Genomic DNA, 15,730 nt, shown 5'->3' with positions numbered 1-15,730 from the left:
CGTGACGCCGGCCTCCAGGACCCTCCCGTGGTCCTGGAGGCCGGCGTTTTCCGTTCAGCGGGTCCGGGCGTGCTCCGCGGCGGCCGCCGCGAGACCGGTGATCAGCGGATGGGCGCGGGTGCCGTCCCCGTCGAGCTCGGGCTGGAAGAGGGTGGCCAGGAAGAAGGGGTGCTCGGCCAGTTCGGCGATGCGGATGTCTCCGGATTCGTCGGTGCCGGTGAAGGTCATGCCGTGGGCCCGCAGCAGGTCCAGGTGGAGCGGGTTGGGGCCGTAGCTGCAGTGGTAGCGCGCCTGCGTGCGGTCCGCGCCGAGCAGCCGGGCGGCGCGGGATCCGGGGGTGACCCGTACCGTCCCCTCGTGGCCCACGAGCGAGCAGGCCAGCGGGACCACCACCGCGTCCGCCTCGGCGGTCCCGGGGTCGTTCTCGGCGTGGGCCGCCCGGTCCAGGCCGCAGACGGTACGGGCGAACTCCAGCAGGGCGTGCTGGAAGCCGCCGCACGTACCGAGGAAGGGGATGCCGTTCTCGCGGGCGTCCCGGATGGCCGTGAGCACCCCGCCCTCGCTGCGGTAGGGGCTGCCGGGCAGCACCCAGACGGCGTCGAAGCCGTCCATGCCCTCGCCCGCCTCCTCGGTGGGGATCCAGTACGCGTCCAGGTCCAGGCCCTCGCGCAGGCGCAGCGCCTCCAGCAGACCCGGGATGCGGGCGTGGGAGCGTACGGCGTCGGAGCGGTCCGCGATCAGCGCGATGCGGGCGGGTGCGGTGGTGGTGGTGCTGGTGCTGGTGGTGGTGGTGGTGGTGCCGTTCGCGTTCATGAAGCCCATCCTCTGAGCGCCCTCCCCATCACGTCCAACGATGATCTGCGGTGCATGCATAAGCAATACTGATCCCCATGGATCCGCATCTCCTCCGCACCTTCGTCGCGGTCCTCGAACACCTGTCCCGTCTCACGACATGTTCTCGTCGTCTCAGGTGACCTTGGTGGGGTGATCGCTGGTCTCGGGTGACGTTGTCGCTGCCCCGCTGAGGTACGTCGCCGATCTCACGTGATGTTGTCTGCCGAGTGCGCCTGTCTCACTTCGCATTACCGCTGATCTTCGTTCTTCTCTGATCGGCTGCAAGGACACCCGCACCGAATGTGGTTACGCCGTCGTCAGTCAGCCGTGAGGCTGCTCGGCTCCTCACCCCGGTACGGCATCCAGCGGTATCCGGGTTGGAACGGGACGTATTCGTCGCCCAGGCCAAGCGCGCCGTGGAGCTCGTCACAGAGAACGAGCCCGTGAAGGCTGCCATCGGCCAGCTCCTGAGACCACTCAGCCTTGAGTTCAGCGGGGTCCAGTAGCGGCTCCGGGTCCCAGCCGACCCGCGCGGTGAGGTACCCGTCGAACTTGGCAAGCAGCTCGTACAGCTGGTGTCCCAGCTCGGTGAACTCAGCTGCGGATAGGGGAAATCTGGGGAGGCTGCCGTCGAGGCCGACGCCCCAACCGACAGCAACTGGGAGGATGGAGAGTTCGACATGTGGGCCTGTGGTTGTGAGCATCGGCCGGTGGAGGGGAATCCGTTGGGTGCCCGCGTGAAGCACCAGTGACTCGGGTTCGGTGAGGGTGGCCTCCCGTGCCGCCCTGAGGTTGTCGCCGAAGTTCACTACGAGTTCGAAGCAGAGCGCCACGGTTCGTCTTCCTCTCCATTCAAGAACGGCTCGACCACGTCAGCTGGCTCCGACTCAATCGGCTGTGCTGTTTCGCGCCATCAGCCGTTGGCGCGCCCAAGTGACGAAGTCGTCGTGCGGGCTCACCAACTGGACGTCGGACAGCAGGGATTCGATCTCCTCATTCGGGGCTTCATCGACGCGAAGGAAGATCTCCACTCTCGTGAGCGGCACGAGTCGCACAACCGGCATCACCGGGTGCCGGCACTCCTGCAGGAGATTGCTTCGGTCGAGAAGGTGGACGATCTGCGGCACGGATTCATCGTGCAGGACCATCGCCACTGCCTCACCGCAGCTGAGGCCGTTGTCCTCGCGCAGGGCCCAACGCGCGCGAAACGGCATCTCGGAGTCGGGAGCATGCGCTGCGTGAGACGGCGGTACCACCCTGCCTGCTACTACCGCGGAGCCGAACGCTATGGGGGCCGGTGCCTCACCGCTTGCGTGGTACCGGGTGATCCACTCCCAGTGCGGCGCCGGCACGATGCGGTAGTCGACCTCGAAGACGGCCGCAGCAGGGTCTACGTAGTGACGGGCGAACCCGAGAATGGCTTGATCACCGTTACTGGCGGTGAGGCGGAAGGTTCGGCCGGACTTTTTGAAGCCAGCTGCTTTCATCACAGGGGCCACGTACTGCTTGACCAGCAGGTCCAGCGGTGTCATCGATGCCCCTTATCCCCGTTTACGCAAGCAGCTGGTGAACGTCCTCAGGGAATGTATGCCAGAACCTGATTGGGGCCTACGCAGTCAGGTGCTCCGCCTTCGCTGCGACAGGTCGTTCTCATGTGATCTTCCTTCTCTCGGGCGGTTTGAGCCCGTATTGCTGGCAGTGGGTGTCTGCGGACGGCTTTGCTCAGATCAGTTCGGTGGAGTTGATCCGGGGGTGGGCGGTGGATGTCGGAGGTCTGGGGCAGGCCACGTTCGAGGTGGGGTACGTCGACGAGGACTGCGTACACCGTCGCGAGGCACTTGCGGCCTGTTGGACGCTGAGGTTCGAGAAGCTGCCGCCGGTGCGTGCGGTCAAGTCGTATAGGGGCCAGCGGTCCGTAACTCGCGACTACTGGGCTGCTACGACGGCAAGGCAGTTGTCCTGCGAGTCCCATCTGGAACGGCACCACGCGATGCTGATGGACTTCGATCCGCGGGTCACGGGTCTGGTCGGCCAGCCGTTCCGGCTGTTCTGGCCGGGGCGGCGAGGCCGCCGGGGACACGTTCCCGACTTCTTCGCTCGGCTTGGTGACGGCGGCGGCCTGGTGGTGGATGTTCGTCCGGATGAGCACATCGAGCCGGACGATGCGGAGGCGTTCGCGGCAACTGCGCGAGCCTGTGAGCTCGCCGGGTGGGCCTTTCGCAGAGTGGGGGCGATTGATCCGGTGTTGCTGGCGAACGTCAGATGGCTGGCTGGCTACCGGCACCCGCGCAACCACCGTGAGCCCGCCGCCTCGGAGTTGGCGCAGGCATTCGCTGAGCCAGGAGGCCTGTTGGCCGGAGCTGAGCGCGTCGGTGACCGGCTGGCGGTGTTGCCGGTCCTCTATCACCTGCTCTGGCGCCGGGTCCTGGACGTCGACTTGGAATCGGGCCTGTTGGGGCCGCGAAGCGTGGTCCGCAGGGCGGTGACGGGCCGGTGAGGTCTCCACTGGTAGTCAGGCCGGGTGACCGGGTTCGATTCGACGGCAAGACTCACACCGTGGTCGGCCTCTCCGGCGTCCTGGTGCGGCTGGCCGACGAACACGGGCAGCCCAGTGCGATGCATCTGCCGACGCTGATGACCTCACTGGGATTCGAGGTAATCGGCTCGGGTGGAGTCCGTCGGCTCCCGCCCGGCCTGCTGGACGGGTTGCCACCCGCCGAAGCCGAACGGGCTCTGTGGTGGCACCGGCACATGAGCGAAGTACTCACCGGCCTGCCGCCGGACGCCTCGATGGGCGCGATGCCGCGGCCTGAGTACGACCCGGCGATCCGAAACCTGGCCCAGCGCGAGGCGGCCAAGGCCGCCGAACTGACTTCAGAATCCGGCAGGTCCATCAGTCCGCACACCATCCGCTGGCGCCGCCGCCGCTACCAAAAACGTGGAGTCATGGGCATGGTCGACGGCCGCCAAGCCCCCCGCCGCCCGGTCCTGGGCCAGGTCGACCCGCAGGTCGTGGAAGTCCTGCGACGGCTCATGGACCAGGCCACTGAAGGATCGACTCACACCATCAGCTACTACTTCGAGCGCGTCGGCCAGGTCATGAAGAAGGTGGAGGGACCGCCGGTCGAGATGCCCTCGCGAGCAACCTTCTACCGCCTGTTCAACCGGCTGGAGGCCGGGCGCCACACGACCGGTTCAGCCCGCACGCGCCGCTCATTGGCCAACCAGCCCGACGGCGTCTTCGGCCAGGTCACCGTCTGCCGACCGGGCGAACTGATGGAGATCGACTCCACCCCGTTCGACGTGCTGGTCCGGCTGGAAAACGGCGTCGTGGACCGATGCGAGCTGGTCGGCATGGTCGACGTCGCGACGCGGACCATCACCGCCGCAGTGCTGCGGCCGACTACTAAGTCGGTGGACGCTGCTTTGCTGCTGGCCCGGTCAGTGACCCCGGCACCCATGCGGCCGGGCTGGCCGGACGCTCTGCGGATGGAACACTCGGCACTGCCCTACGAGCGGCTGCTGTCAGTGGACGAGCGGCTGCGGCACGCTGCCGCAGTCCCGCTGATCATTCCGGAAACGGTCGTGGTCGACGGCGGCAAAGCCTTCCTCTCGAAGAACTTCCACGCTGCCTGCAACGCGTTCGGCACCGAGGTCATCCACGCCCCGCCCCGCACCCCGACTCACAAGCCCCACATCGAGAGAACACTGGGCTCGGCAGCCTCGCTGTTCGCCCAGTTCCTCCCTGGCTACACCGGACGGTCGACGGAATACCGCGGCCGCAAGATCGAGGACGAGCCGCTGTTCTCCCTGCACCAGCTCCAGGAACTGCTGGAGCAGTGGATCAGTGCCAAGTGGCAGAACCGGGCCCACGACTCGCTACGTGACCCGCTTGCTCCGGGGAGGACATTCTCCCCGAACGAGAAGTACGCCGCGCTCGTGGAAACGGCCGGCTTCCTGCCGCTCGCGCTGGCCGCGGAGGACTACCTGGAACTGCTGCCGACCCGTTGGCAGGCCATCAACTCCTACGGCATCAAGATCAACCACCGGCTCTATGACTGCGACGAGCTCAACGACCTGCGGCGGGAGAAGTCCGGGATCGCGGAGCGGAAGAACCGTTGGGAGGTCCGTCACGATCCCTATGACATCCGGCTCGTCTGGCTCCGCAACCATCGCACCGGCCAGTGGATCACCGTCCCGTGGCGGTTGCTTTCCACAACTGCCACTCCCTTTGGTGAGCTGGCCTGGGACCACACCGCCCGCGACCTCCGGGAACAGGGCGAACAGGTCACCGAGGACGTGATCGCCGCAGCCGTTGGCGACCTGTTCGACCGGGCCGCCAGCGGCTCCGAGGAGAAGGTGCCCCCTGCCGCATCAGGCCGAGGCCAACGCAGCCGGCGCCGCGGCCCCAAGGTCGCCGCCCGGTCCCAGGCCACCAGCGATCCCGCATGGCCACGGCCTGAGCCCCCACCGCCGCCTCCGCAGGCCGGTCCGCCGGGCGATCCCGAGGACGACGAAGAGGCCGAAGACGACGGGGGCACGATCGCCGATGTCGTCCCGCTGCGAGTCTTCGACGCACGCAAGGAGGCAGGGAAGTGGTGGTGAGCTCGCCCGATTTCGGGCTACCCGAGGACCGGCGGATGCCTACGACCACGCTGGAGGGCTGGCGTCACTTCGTCGATGAGGACCCCATCGTCTTCGACCTGCTGCCCGAGGACAAGTGGCAGGACCTCGCCCCCAAGGCCCGAGATGAATACGACGAGGGCCGGGTCAACTACCACTCCGAGCTGATCATCGTGGAGACCCCGACCGTTCGCGACGTCCTACGCGAGGGCCGGCTACTGACTCTGGTCAATCGCAGGGAGATCAGCGCCCGACGCGGCCTGATCGTCTCCGGCCCCTGGGCCACGGGCAAGTCCACCGCCCTCAAACAGCTCGGCAGGGCCCACGAACTGCGAGTACGCCAGCGTTTCCCCGACAATGACCGCATCCCGGTCGTCTACGTCTCAGCTCCACCCAACGGCTCACCTCGCAAGCTCGCCACACGCTTTGCCCACTTCCTGGGCCTGCCCATGAAGGCCCGGCACAACGAGATGGATATCGCGGACGCGGTCTGCGAGATCCTCACCGACGCACACTGCGACCTGGTCCTGGTCGACGAGATCCACAACATCAACATGGCCACGTCCAATGGCAAGGATCTCTCCGACCACCTCAAGTACTTCGCGGAGCACATCCCCGCCACGTTCGTCTACGCCGGTATCAACGTCGAGCGCGAGGGACTGTTCACCGGAGTCCGCGGCAAGCAGATCGCGGCCCGCTGCGTGATGAAGTACACCGGCAACTTCCCTTACCAGGCCGAATGGCGGTCGATGATCGCGCTGATGGAGGACTCGCTGCGGCTGCACCATCACGAGCCCGGCAGCCTGGTCCGGCAGTCGAAGTACCTCTACGCCCGCACCGGCGGAAGTATCAGCAGCCTGTCCCACCTCATCCGCGCGGCTGCCATCAGCGCAATCGCTGACGGCAGCGAACGCATCACCCGGCGTCTGCTGCAAACCATCTCCGTCGACCACAACACCCAGTCCGACAGCCCCCGCGCCTCCGGTGAGGAGAGCGACGAGGCGGGAGACGCTGCGTGATCCGGCAGCTTCCTCCGCCCCGGCTCCAGCGGCTCCCCCACACACTCGCCCCGCTACATCGCGAAACCTGGGAGTCCTACGTCAGCCGGCTCGCGGCAGCGAACCGGATCTCCCACCTCGTACTCCACGAGCACATCAACAACAAGCATCGGATCCATCCCGACCCGCTGCCGTTGCTCGACGCCATCAGCAATCTCTCCGGCCACCCCCGCGACCGGCTCCTGAAGGCCCTGCCCGATCTCCGGCACCCCGGTCTCATCAGCCATCTGCCCAGGTCCTGCGAACTGCTTGACGACGGGTGGCAGGTTCAAGAGGCTTGCAGGCTCTGCCTGGCGGCCAAGGGAGTCTTCACCGAGGCCCGGCACTGGGTCCCCAAGAGCACCCGGCTCTGTCTCCGTCACGGCCGCTGGACCGACACCTACCACGCGCAGTTCGACCTCCGTCGGCTACCCGAGATCATCCAGGCACAGCGCGACCACCACCGCTTGGTACGCGAACACGGCTGGCAGACCGCCGTGATCGCCATGCGCCAAGCCGCCGCTTGGTGCTGGCGGTGGTGGGACAGCCGCCGGTATCACCAGCGCCGCGACCGCAGACTAAAGCTCCTCATTCCTCCCGGCGGGGGAACCTACCGGGAAGACCCCCGGCTCCTCGCCAGCAGCTACCCCGACATCGTCGCCCTCGCCGGCCTCCTGGCCTCCCCCCGGCTCCGTGGCCTGCCCTTCACCGGCAATGAGCAGGACTTCCGCCTGTTCATCAGCGAGGTTCGCACACGCGTCGCTCCCGGCTACCGATACGAAGCGGCTGGCGTCGCTGACCCGCTCGTCCGCTGGATCGAGGAAGAGCGCTATTACCGAACCCTCCCGAACCACCCATGGCCGATGCCCAACGAGCCCCGGACTCACAACCCGGAGTCCCTGGAGCAGATCGTTCATCGCCTCAACGAGTTCTTCGACTCGGATCCCGACAATCCGGACCGTTGCGCCAGCTGCGGCGACCAACTGAAGACCTCAAACCCGAGGACGCGGTTCTGCTCAGCCGCATGCAGGTCACGCGACTGGAACCGGCAACACCAAGAGCGAAAGGTCCGCGAAACCGCCTCTCGATCGGAGCGGAGGGAATGCCCGTCCTGCGGCGTCACCTGGACGCCCGGCGACGACAGACGACGCGACGCCCGCTACTGCTCACACCGCTGCCGGCAAGCTGCCTTCCGGCGACGCACAGCTGACGAAGACATTTGACCGACAAGATCAATTGAGACATCACTGGCAACGTGCTTCCGCGGGACAACACGAAGTGAGAATCCGTCAAAGCCCCGTCTCACCTGCCTTTGCATCGCCCCTGGTCAGAGCCCCACCAATGGACAAGATCGAATGAGACGGGACAACACCGCTCCTTCTCCACCGCCGCCTCGGTCCTCGGCTACACGCAGTCGGGCGTCTCCCAGCACATCGCCGCCCTCGAAGCCGACCTGGGAGCCCGGCTGGTCGAGCGCCGGCCCGTCGCCCCCACCGGGGCGGGGGCCAGGCTGATGGAACACGCCCCCGCGCTGCTCCTGCGCCTGGACGCCGCCCGCGCGGACATCGCCCGCCTGCACCGGGCCCCCGACGCCCGGCTGACGCTGGCCCGTTCGCCCGCGGCCTGCGGCCCGGCGCTCGCCGAAGCCCTGGCCCGGCTGCGCGCCTCGGGGCCGCTGGAGGTCGAGGTCCACACCCTCGGCCGGGACTCCGTCATCGAGGCGGTCCTGACCGCCCGCGCCGACCTCGGCCTCGTGGACGGCGTGGCCGCGCCCAGCGACCCCCTCCCGCTACCCGACCTCGGCCCGACCGTCACCCTCGCCGTCACCGAGGAGCCCCTGGCCGTGCTCTTCCCGCACACCCACCCCCTGGCGCGGCGCAGCTCGGTCCGACTGCCCGACCTCGCGCAGGCCCAGTGGATCGACGCCCCCGACACGGCGGTCCCCCTCGACCGGCTCCGCACGGTGAGCCACACCGCCGGCTTCCAGCCCCGGATCCGCCTCCACGGCACCGACCCGCACGCCCTCGCCGCCCTGGCCGCCGCCGGCCACGGCCTGACCGCCCTCCCCCTCTCCCTGGCCGCCACCTTCCCCGGCACCAGGGCGGTCCCGGTCCGCACCCCCCGCCTGGTCCACCGCACGGAACTCCTCCACCCCACGTCCCCGACTCCGCACGCGGCCGCCCTGGTGGCCCTGCTCACGGGCACGGGGTAGACCCAGCCCCGGAGAACGCCGCCCGGCATAGGCTTCGCCCCGGCGGGACGGGATCGCGGTGGGGAGCGGAACGGGTGCGGGAACTGATCGACGACCGGTACGAGTTGGAAGAGCTGCTCGGCCAGGGCGGGTTCGGCGAGGTGTGGCGGGCCACGGACCGCCGGGTGGGCCGTCCGGTGGCCGTCAAGATCGGGTACCCGCTGACGTACGAGGACACCCGCCGGTTCGAGCGGGAGGCCGGCCTCGCCGGGAGTCTCGCCCATCCCCACATCGCCACCGTCCACGACTTCGGCCGCGTCGAAGGCGCCGGGCCCAGCAGGGTCTTCCTCGTCATGGAGCTGCTCCGGGGACGGAGCCTGGCCGAGATCCTGGACGAGGGGGTGCCGCCCCTCGCCGACGCCCTGGACTGGACGCGGCAGATCTCGGACGCCCTCGGGGCAGCGCACGACGCCGGGATCATCCACCGCGACATCAAGCCGGCCAATGTGATGGTGCTCGGAAACGGGGTGGCGAAGGTGCTCGACTTCGGCATCGCCAAGGCCCGGGGCGGTCCCGGTACGGAGCTGACGGGCACGGGCATGATCATCGGCTCCTTCCCGTACATGGCCCCGGAGCGCTGGACGGGCGGCGCGAACGGGGTCCCCGTGGACGGGCGCAGCGACCTGTACTCCCTGGGATGCGTCCTGATGGAGCTCCTCACCGGCGAACGCCCCTTCCCCGCGCGCGAGATGCACGAACTCCTGGCCCAGCACCTGACCGCCGCGCCACCCTCCCCCGGCTCGCGCCGGCCGGGCCTACCTCCCGGTCTCGACGGGCTCGTCCTCGGCCTGCTCGCCAAGGACCCCGAGCAGCGTCCCGCCGATGCGCACGAGGTGGCACGGCGGCTCGCGGAGCTCGCCCGGGGCGGCGAGGCGTCCGCGCCCGCCCGTACCCCCGCGGCCGGACCGGTGACCGGACCCTCCGGCGCGCCTCCGGTGCCGTCCTACCCCCCGACCGTCCACGTCCTCGCAGCGGGAACGGGCCCGGGACCGGGGCGGGGACCGGGAACGGAACCGGGAACGGGAACGGGACCAGTACCGGTCGGTGATCCCGTCCGGGCCCTGCTGCGGCGGCGCCTGGAGCTGCTCCTGTCGGACGCCCCGGCCGACCTCGTAGAACGGCTGGGCATGCTGGCCGCCGACTCGGCGGAGGAACTCGGCGCGAACGACCCGCTGACCGTACGGGCGGCCTACCACCGTGCGGTGCGCGTGCGCGGGCAATCCGGTGTCGAGCTGGAACGCCTCCTGCCCCGGATGGTGCGGGTCCTCGGTCTGGAAGACAGGGACACGATCACCGCGCGCGTCGCGCACGTCGGCGAGGCCGCCGCCCACGGGCCCGGAGACGGCCACCGCCACGAGGGGGAACTGCGCGAGATCATCGAGCAGGCCGTCCGGGTGCTCGGCCCCCTCGACCCGGTGACCATGACCGCCCGATACCACCTGGCCTCGGCGATGCAGCGGGGCGCCCGCGACCGCGACGGCCAGTGGGACGCACGCACGCCCGAGCGGGCCGAGAGCGAGCGCGCCCTGCTCGGGCCGCTGCTGCCCGACCTGGAGCGGTCCATGCCCGGCGACGGGCCGGTCCTGCTCGACGTGCGGCGCCGACTGGCCCACGACGCCTGGCTGGTCGGCGACTTCGCGGCGGCGGCGCCGCTGTACCTGCGGCTGTTCCCGGACGTGGAGGAGCTCGTGGAGCACGGCGACCCGGAGGTGGCGCACCGCGTGATCCGCAGCATCGGCGAGGCGGGAGACCCCGAGCGCGCCTTGTACCTCATCGGAGAGCTGCTGCACCGGCTCCCCTTCGTCTTCGGCAGCGGAGACTGGCTGACCCAGGAGGTCACGGACACCCGCGCGGACCTGCGCCGCGCCCTGCGCGAACGCCGCCGGAGCGGCGGCCCGGGGACCGGCACCCTCTCCCGCCTCTTCGGCCGCTGACCGCGGGAGGGGCGTCAGGAGGCCGCCGGGCCGGCGGGGCTCAGGAGGAACTCCGTGGCGCGGGCGATGGCTTCGGGGTACGTGGGGTGCACGGCTTCCGATTCGTCCGTGCGGCCGTCGGCGGTGACGGCGGTGTACCACCAGGCGTCCGCGTCGGGGTCGTGGTGGATGGCGGCGGTGCCGCCCGCGTAGCGGAGCGGGATGGACTCGCCGGCGGTCCGCTTCGCCACCGCGTGGGGCCACTTGAGGCGGGCGGACTGGCGCTTGATGCCGCCCCAGGCGGCGCCCAGCTGGGTGTAGCTCGCTCCGCTGCGGCCCGCGACGGTCGCCGCGCTCTCCGCCATCCGATCGACGGACCGCTTGGCTTCGTACAGGGCCCGCAGCAGGGCAAGTTGGACGTCCGGCGCGGCCATGAGGGCGGCGTCGAAGGGCCGGTCCGCGGCGCGGTAGGCCTGCACACGGGTCGAGATCCGCTGGGCCAGCGGCCGGACCGCATCGAGCACCTGGTCGTCCATGGCGAAGGCCTCGTCCTCGGCGGGCTCGCTCCAGGCGGGCTCCAGCAGGGTCATGACGGCGGCCCAGAAGTCCTCGTCGTTCCGGTCGGGGGTCGGGATCGATGCCGAATCACTCATGCGACATGTTTACCTGTCACGGGATCCGATGACAAGTAAAACTGTCACCCAGCGGGGTCGCCGAACGGGCCGCCCGCCCCGGGCATGGCGTCCTACCAGCGGGTAAGGCAGCATGGGCCGCCGACGTACGCAGCTGTACGCCGTTTGCCGCCCACCCCGCAGGAGGAACACCATGGCCAGCCCCAAGCCGGAGACCCTCGCCGCCTTCGAGGCCGCCAAGGGGTTCATGCCCGTAGGGGAAGGGCTCGCGCTGTACGAGGCGGCCGCGTCCGCGGCGCGGCTCGGGCTGCCGCTGCTGGAGGTCGGGACCTACTGCGGGCGCTCCACGATCCTGCTCGCCGACGCCGCCCGCGAGGCGGGGGTGAGCGCGCTCACCGTGGACCACCACCGGGGCAGCGAGGAGCAGCAGCCCGGCTGGGAGTACCACGACCCGAGCGTCGTGGACCCGGAGATCGGGCTGATGGACACCCTGCCCACCTTCCGCCGGACCCTGCACCGGGCCGGCCTGGAGGACCACGTCATCGCGATCGTCGGCCGCTCCCCGCAGGTCGCCGCGGCCTGGGGCGGCAAGCTCGGCCTGGTCTTCATCGACGGCGGCCACACCGACGAGCACGCCACCGGCGACTACGAGGGCTGGGCCCCGCACGTCGCCCAGGGCGGCACCCTGGTGATCCACGACGTCTTCCCCGACCCGGCCGACGGCGGCCAGGCCCCGTACCGCATCTACCTCCGCGCCCAGGCCTCGGGCGCCTTCGAGGAGACCTCGACGACGGACTCCCTCCGCGTACTCCGCCGCACGGGCGAGGGCATCTGACCTGGCCCCACCCGCCACACCGGGCCCCACCCCGCCCCGCAGACCACATCCAACCCCGCCCGGCGCATCCGGCCCCGCAGGCCACACCCCGCCCCGCCCGGCGCATGCAACCCCGCCCCGCACACCCGGCCCCACCGGCCAAATCCAGCCCCGCCGGCGTTTGAGGCGCGGGGGTCCGGGGGCAGCGCCCCCGGCAACGGCGCCGCACCCGCCCACGGCGCCCGCCGGCACGGGGCCCGGGGCCCGGGGCACGGGGCACGGGGCCCGGGGCCTCGGACCCCCGGGCCCCGGCGCCCCACAGGTCAGCGGAGCATATAACCGCACCGCGCCCCCGGATGGCCCACGGTCCGTACACCCGACCGACCTCCGGTCTAGCATCGCCGGGTGCGCTACGACGAAAGCTCCCCGCCGCCCCCCGAGTCCGCGAGCTCCATCAGCCCGGACCGGCCCTGGTACGCCCGCCGCTCGACCCTGGTCGTCGCGGCGGCCGCGATCGCTCCGGCCTGCCTGGCCGGGTGGGTCCTGACCGAGGTGCTGGGCGGGGGCGCGAGCGACGACTCGCGCCCGCCGCGGATCGTGATGCCGCTCTCGGCGTCGGCGGCGCTGCCCTCCGCGGCACCGTCCGGGAGCCCGGCGGGGGGCCCGTCCGGGAGCCCCGCGGCGGCCCCGGCCCCCGGCGCGACCCCGGGCGCGACCCCCGGCGGGACGGCCCCCGCCGCGGCGAACGCCCTCGCCGGCCGCACCGTGGTCATCGACCCCGGCCACAACACGGGCAACTTCAAGCACACCACCGAGATCAACCGCCAGGTGGACATCGGCACCAACCGCAAGGAGTGCGACACCACCGGCACGACCACCAACTCCGGCTACATGGAAGCCGAGTTCAGCATGGACGTGTCGAAGCGCCTGCGCACCGTCCTGGAGGCCAAGGGTCTCAAGGTGGTCCTCACCCACGAGGCCGGCAAGGACCGCCCCTTCGGCCCGTGCATCGACGAGCGCGCCCGGATCGGCAACGAGGCCGCCGCCGACGCCGTGGTCTCCGTGCACGCGGACGGGGTCTCGGCCGGCAGCCGCGGCTTCCACGTCATCCTCCCGGCCAAGGTCAAGGGCGGCGGCGCCGACACCGCGAAGATCATCGAGCCGTCCCGGCAGCTCGGCGAGCGGATCGCCGGGAACTTCGCCCGGACCACCGGCTCGGCCCCCGCCAACTACCTCGGCAGCGGCACCGGATTGGTCGTCCGCGACGATCTGGGCGGACTGAACCTCTCGACCCGCCCCAAGGTGTTCATCGAATGCGGCAACATGCGTGATGCCAAGGACGCGGCGCAGCTGTCGAGTCCGGAGTGGCGCCAGAAAGCGGCCCAGGGCATCGCGGACGGCATCGTCGGCTTCCTCGGCGGGTAGGGCCACCAGGACCGTCCCTCCGGACGGCCCGCAGCCCCGATCCTCTCGGCCGCGGCGAAGCTCCGTACGATGGTGCCGCCCGCCCCCTGCGTCACGGCGGGCGCCCACGGCACCACGAGACGACGAGACCGAGAAGGACACCTAAGACGTGAACATCCGATCCCTCACTCGAGGCGACGGCGTGGTGATCGGAGCAGCGGCGTTGCTGTTCATCGCCTCGTTCCTCGATTTCTACTCCGCGCCCGGCGTCGACGCACCGAGCGCATGGGACACCGACGTGTACCGCCTGGCGCTCCCGAGCATCTTCCTGCTCGCGTTCATCGCCGTCGGCCTGCTCGTCGCCGCCCGCCTGCAGCCCGCCGGGCGCCAGCTCCTGGGCCTGCCCTTCCAGGCCTGGGGCACGGTGCTCTCGGTCGCGGCCGCCTGGTCCGCGCTCTGGGGCCTGATCACCTGCCCGACCGGGGCCGACCTCGGCGCGGGCGCCGTCATCGCCTTCCTCGCCACCGCGGCGCTGGCCGGCGTGACCCTCTTCGGCGCGAAGGTGCCCGCGCTGGCCGCGCAGCTGGTGCCGGACCCGAAGCCCGCCACCACCGCCGTCCCGCCGTACGGTCAGCAGCAGCCGGGCGCCGGGTACGGATACCCGGGCGGCCACGGCCAGGAGCAGCAGCCGTACGGGGCCGCCCCGCAGCCGGTCCCGCCCTACGGCGGCCAGGAGCAGCCCCAGACCCCGCAGGACGCGGCCCCGCAGCCGGCCCCGGCGGCGGACTTCACGCCGTTCTGGTTCGCCGTTCCGGTGGCCCGGCCGCTCTTCGCCGAGGACGGCAGCCCCGCCCCGATCGCGGAGCTCGCGCCCGGCACCTGGTACCTGGCCGTGGAGCAGCGCGGTCCGGCCACCCTGATCGCCCAGACCCAGGACGGCCGCCGCGGCGTCCTGAACGACACCTCGGGCATCCAGCGCGGCTGAGCGCGCGCAGGCCCGTACGACGTCACGACGGCCCCCCGCCCTTCCGGGTGGGGGGCCGTTGCCCTACAGTCACCTGACGCATCGTCAGATTCCTGGAGGGGACCGTCCCATGCGCCTCGGACTCGCACTCGGCTACTGGGGCCGCGGCCCCAATCCGGACCACCTCGACCTCGCCGCCGAGGCCGAGAACCTCGGCTACGACTCCGTCTGGACCGCCGAAGCCTGGGGCTCGGACGCCTTCACCCCGCTCACCTGGATCGCCGCGCACACCTCGCGCATCCGCCTGGGCACCGCCATCGCGCAGATGGCCGCCCGCACCCCGACCGCCACCGCCATGCAGGCCCTGACCCTGGACCACCTGTCCGGTGGCCGGATGATGCTCGGCCTCGGCCTGTCCGGACCGCAGGTGGTCGAAGGCTGGTACGGGCGCCCCTTCCCCTCCAGCCCCCTGACGGCGACCCGGGAGTACGTGGACGTCATCCGCCAGGTGCTGCGCCGCGAGGCCCCGGTCGCCCTCGACGGCCGCTTCCACAGCCACCCCTACCGGGGCGCGGACGGCACCGGCATCGGCAAGCCGCTCAAGCCCATCACCCACCCGCTGCGGGCCGACCTGCCGGTCCTGCTGGGCGCCGAGGGCCCGAAGAACATCGCCCAGACCACCCGCATCGCCGACGGCTGGCTCCCCCTCTACTGGTCACCGACCCGCACGGACGTCTACCAGGCCTCGCTGTCCGAGCTCCCCGAGGGGTTCATGATCGCCCCGATGGCCCGCGCGAAGGTCTGCGACGACGTCGCGGAGGGGCTCCTGCCGGTGAAGGCGATGCTGGGCTTCTACATCGGCGGGATGGGGCACGCGGCCCGCAATTTCCACGCCGACCTCATGGGGCGGATGGGCTACGAGGAGGAGGCGCAGCGGATCCAGGAGCTGTTCCTGGCCGGGCGCAAGGAAGAGGCCGTCATGGCCGTCCCGGACGCCTTCGCGGACGAGATCTCCCTGGTCGGCCCCCGGGAGCGGATCGCCGAACGGCTGGAGCTGTGGCGCAAGGGCCCGGTGACCGACCTGCTCCTGACCGCCCCCGACCCGCACACCCTGCGGGTCCTGGCGGAGCTGAACAGCTAGGGGGTGTCTTGTCGATCGGGCCGGGTCAGGGAGCGGGGTCTGGTGCCGTGGATCGCAAGGCGGAGGAGGGAGTCGACGCGGAGCGTCGGCGAGTGACGACAACGCGGCGAGGCGCGG

At 70.8% G+C, this 15,730-nt stretch carries 14 protein-coding genes; 10 read left to right on the top strand and 4 right to left on the bottom strand.

The genetic code is table 11. The annotated features are described in order from the left end of the window. Nucleotides 1–54: 54 nt before the first annotated feature. The 3 genes from ACIA8F_RS37165 to ACIA8F_RS37155 form a co-directional block, all read right to left on the bottom strand. Nucleotides 55–813, bottom strand: a complete 759-nt coding sequence (locus tag ACIA8F_RS37165; protein ID WP_399385455.1) for a hypothetical protein — start codon at nt 811–813, stop codon at nt 55–57. A 338-nt stretch (nt 814–1,151) separates the two neighbouring features. Further along, nucleotides 1,152–1,667, bottom strand: coding sequence for a hypothetical protein (locus ACIA8F_RS37160; protein WP_399385454.1), 516 nt, complete (start codon nt 1,665–1,667; stop codon nt 1,152–1,154). Nucleotides 1,668–1,721: 54 nt separating this feature from the next. Beyond that, nucleotides 1,722–2,366, bottom strand: a complete 645-nt coding sequence (locus tag ACIA8F_RS37155; protein WP_399385453.1) for a DUF4304 domain-containing protein — start codon at nt 2,364–2,366, stop codon at nt 1,722–1,724. 122 nt (nt 2,367–2,488) lie between these two features. On the opposite strand from ACIA8F_RS37155, the gene ACIA8F_RS37150 reads away from it, so the two are divergent. The 6 genes from ACIA8F_RS37150 (at nt 2,489) to ACIA8F_RS37125 (ending at nt 10,679) form a co-directional block, all read left to right on the top strand. Continuing rightward, entirely contained in the window at nt 2,489–3,331 is an 843-nt protein-coding gene (locus tag ACIA8F_RS37150; RefSeq protein WP_399385452.1) for a TnsA-like heteromeric transposase endonuclease subunit, read from the top strand. A gap of 59 nt (nt 3,332–3,390) precedes the next feature. After that, nucleotides 3,391–5,439: a Mu transposase C-terminal domain-containing protein gene (locus ACIA8F_RS37145; protein WP_399385451.1), complete on the top strand. Its 2,049-nt coding sequence runs from the start codon at nt 3,391–3,393 to the stop codon at nt 5,437–5,439. 35 nt (nt 5,440–5,474) lie between these two features. Continuing rightward, nucleotides 5,475–6,476 carry an ATP-binding protein gene (locus tag ACIA8F_RS37140; RefSeq protein WP_399385450.1) on the top strand — a complete coding sequence of 334 codons (1,002 nt, stop codon included), beginning with the start codon at nt 5,475–5,477 and terminating at the stop codon, nt 6,474–6,476. Further along, complete coding sequence (locus ACIA8F_RS37135) at nt 6,473–7,717, top strand: TniQ family protein (protein ID WP_399385449.1); 1,245 nt, start codon at nt 6,473–6,475, stop codon at nt 7,715–7,717. Before ACIA8F_RS37140 ends, ACIA8F_RS37135 begins: the two co-directional genes overlap by 4 nt. A gap of 83 nt (nt 7,718–7,800) precedes the next feature. Then, nucleotides 7,801–8,706 carry a LysR substrate-binding domain-containing protein gene (locus tag ACIA8F_RS37130; protein WP_399385470.1) on the top strand — a complete coding sequence of 302 codons (906 nt, stop codon included), beginning with the start codon at nt 7,801–7,803 and terminating at the stop codon, nt 8,704–8,706. Between the two features lie 74 nt (nt 8,707–8,780). Further along, nucleotides 8,781–10,679, top strand: coding sequence for a protein kinase (locus ACIA8F_RS37125; protein WP_399385448.1), 1,899 nt, complete (start codon nt 8,781–8,783; stop codon nt 10,677–10,679). Between the two features lie 14 nt (nt 10,680–10,693). On the opposite strand, the gene ACIA8F_RS37120 is transcribed toward ACIA8F_RS37125, so the two are convergent. Then, entirely contained in the window at nt 10,694–11,311 is a 618-nt protein-coding gene (locus tag ACIA8F_RS37120) for a hypothetical protein (RefSeq protein ID WP_399385447.1), read from the bottom strand. 172 nt (nt 11,312–11,483) lie between these two features. Here ACIA8F_RS37120 and ACIA8F_RS37115 point away from each other — a divergent pair, with 172 nt between their 5' ends. The 4 genes from ACIA8F_RS37115 to ACIA8F_RS37100 all read left to right on the top strand — a co-directional run bounded on the left by ACIA8F_RS37115 (nt 11,484) and on the right by ACIA8F_RS37100 (nt 15,613). Then, nucleotides 11,484–12,125, top strand: a complete 642-nt coding sequence (locus tag ACIA8F_RS37115; protein ID WP_399385446.1) for a class I SAM-dependent methyltransferase — start codon at nt 11,484–11,486, stop codon at nt 12,123–12,125. Between the two features lie 384 nt (nt 12,126–12,509). Beyond that, nucleotides 12,510–13,529 (top strand): N-acetylmuramoyl-L-alanine amidase, encoded by a 1,020-nt coding sequence (locus ACIA8F_RS37110; RefSeq protein ID WP_399385445.1) that lies wholly within the window; start codon nt 12,510–12,512, stop codon nt 13,527–13,529. A 148-nt stretch (nt 13,530–13,677) separates the two neighbouring features. After that, complete coding sequence (locus ACIA8F_RS37105) at nt 13,678–14,493, top strand: hypothetical protein (RefSeq protein WP_399385444.1); 816 nt, start codon at nt 13,678–13,680, stop codon at nt 14,491–14,493. Nucleotides 14,494–14,602: 109 nt separating this feature from the next. Next, entirely contained in the window at nt 14,603–15,613 is a 1,011-nt protein-coding gene (locus ACIA8F_RS37100; RefSeq protein ID WP_266877319.1) for an LLM class F420-dependent oxidoreductase, read from the top strand. The last annotated feature ends 117 nt before the right edge of the window (nt 15,614–15,730 follow it).

The organism is Streptomyces sp. NPDC051563 (assembly GCF_044454225.1).
Lineage (GTDB): Bacteria > Actinomycetota > Actinomycetes > Streptomycetales > Streptomycetaceae > Streptomyces.
This window is presented reverse-complemented; position numbering and strand designations above follow the sequence as displayed.

Excerpts from the sequence above, each read along its gene's own strand:
- ACIA8F_RS37140 (WP_399385450.1), top strand. The coding sequence starts at position 5,475 with ATGCCTACGACCACGCTGGAGGGCTGGCGTCACTTCGTCGATGAGGAC.
- ACIA8F_RS37115 (WP_399385446.1), top strand. The coding sequence starts at position 11,484 with ATGGCCAGCCCCAAGCCGGAGACCCTCGCCGCCTTCGAGGCCGCCAAG.
- ACIA8F_RS37165 (WP_399385455.1), bottom strand. The coding sequence starts at position 813 with ATGAACGCGAACGGCACCACCACCACCACCACCAGCACCAGCACCACC.
- ACIA8F_RS37120 (WP_399385447.1), bottom strand. The coding sequence starts at position 11,311 with ATGAGTGATTCGGCATCGATCCCGACCCCCGACCGGAACGACGAGGAC.
- ACIA8F_RS37100 (WP_266877319.1), top strand. The coding sequence starts at position 14,603 with ATGCGCCTCGGACTCGCACTCGGCTACTGGGGCCGCGGCCCCAATCCG.
- ACIA8F_RS37155 (WP_399385453.1), bottom strand. The coding sequence starts at position 2,366 with ATGACACCGCTGGACCTGCTGGTCAAGCAGTACGTGGCCCCTGTGATG.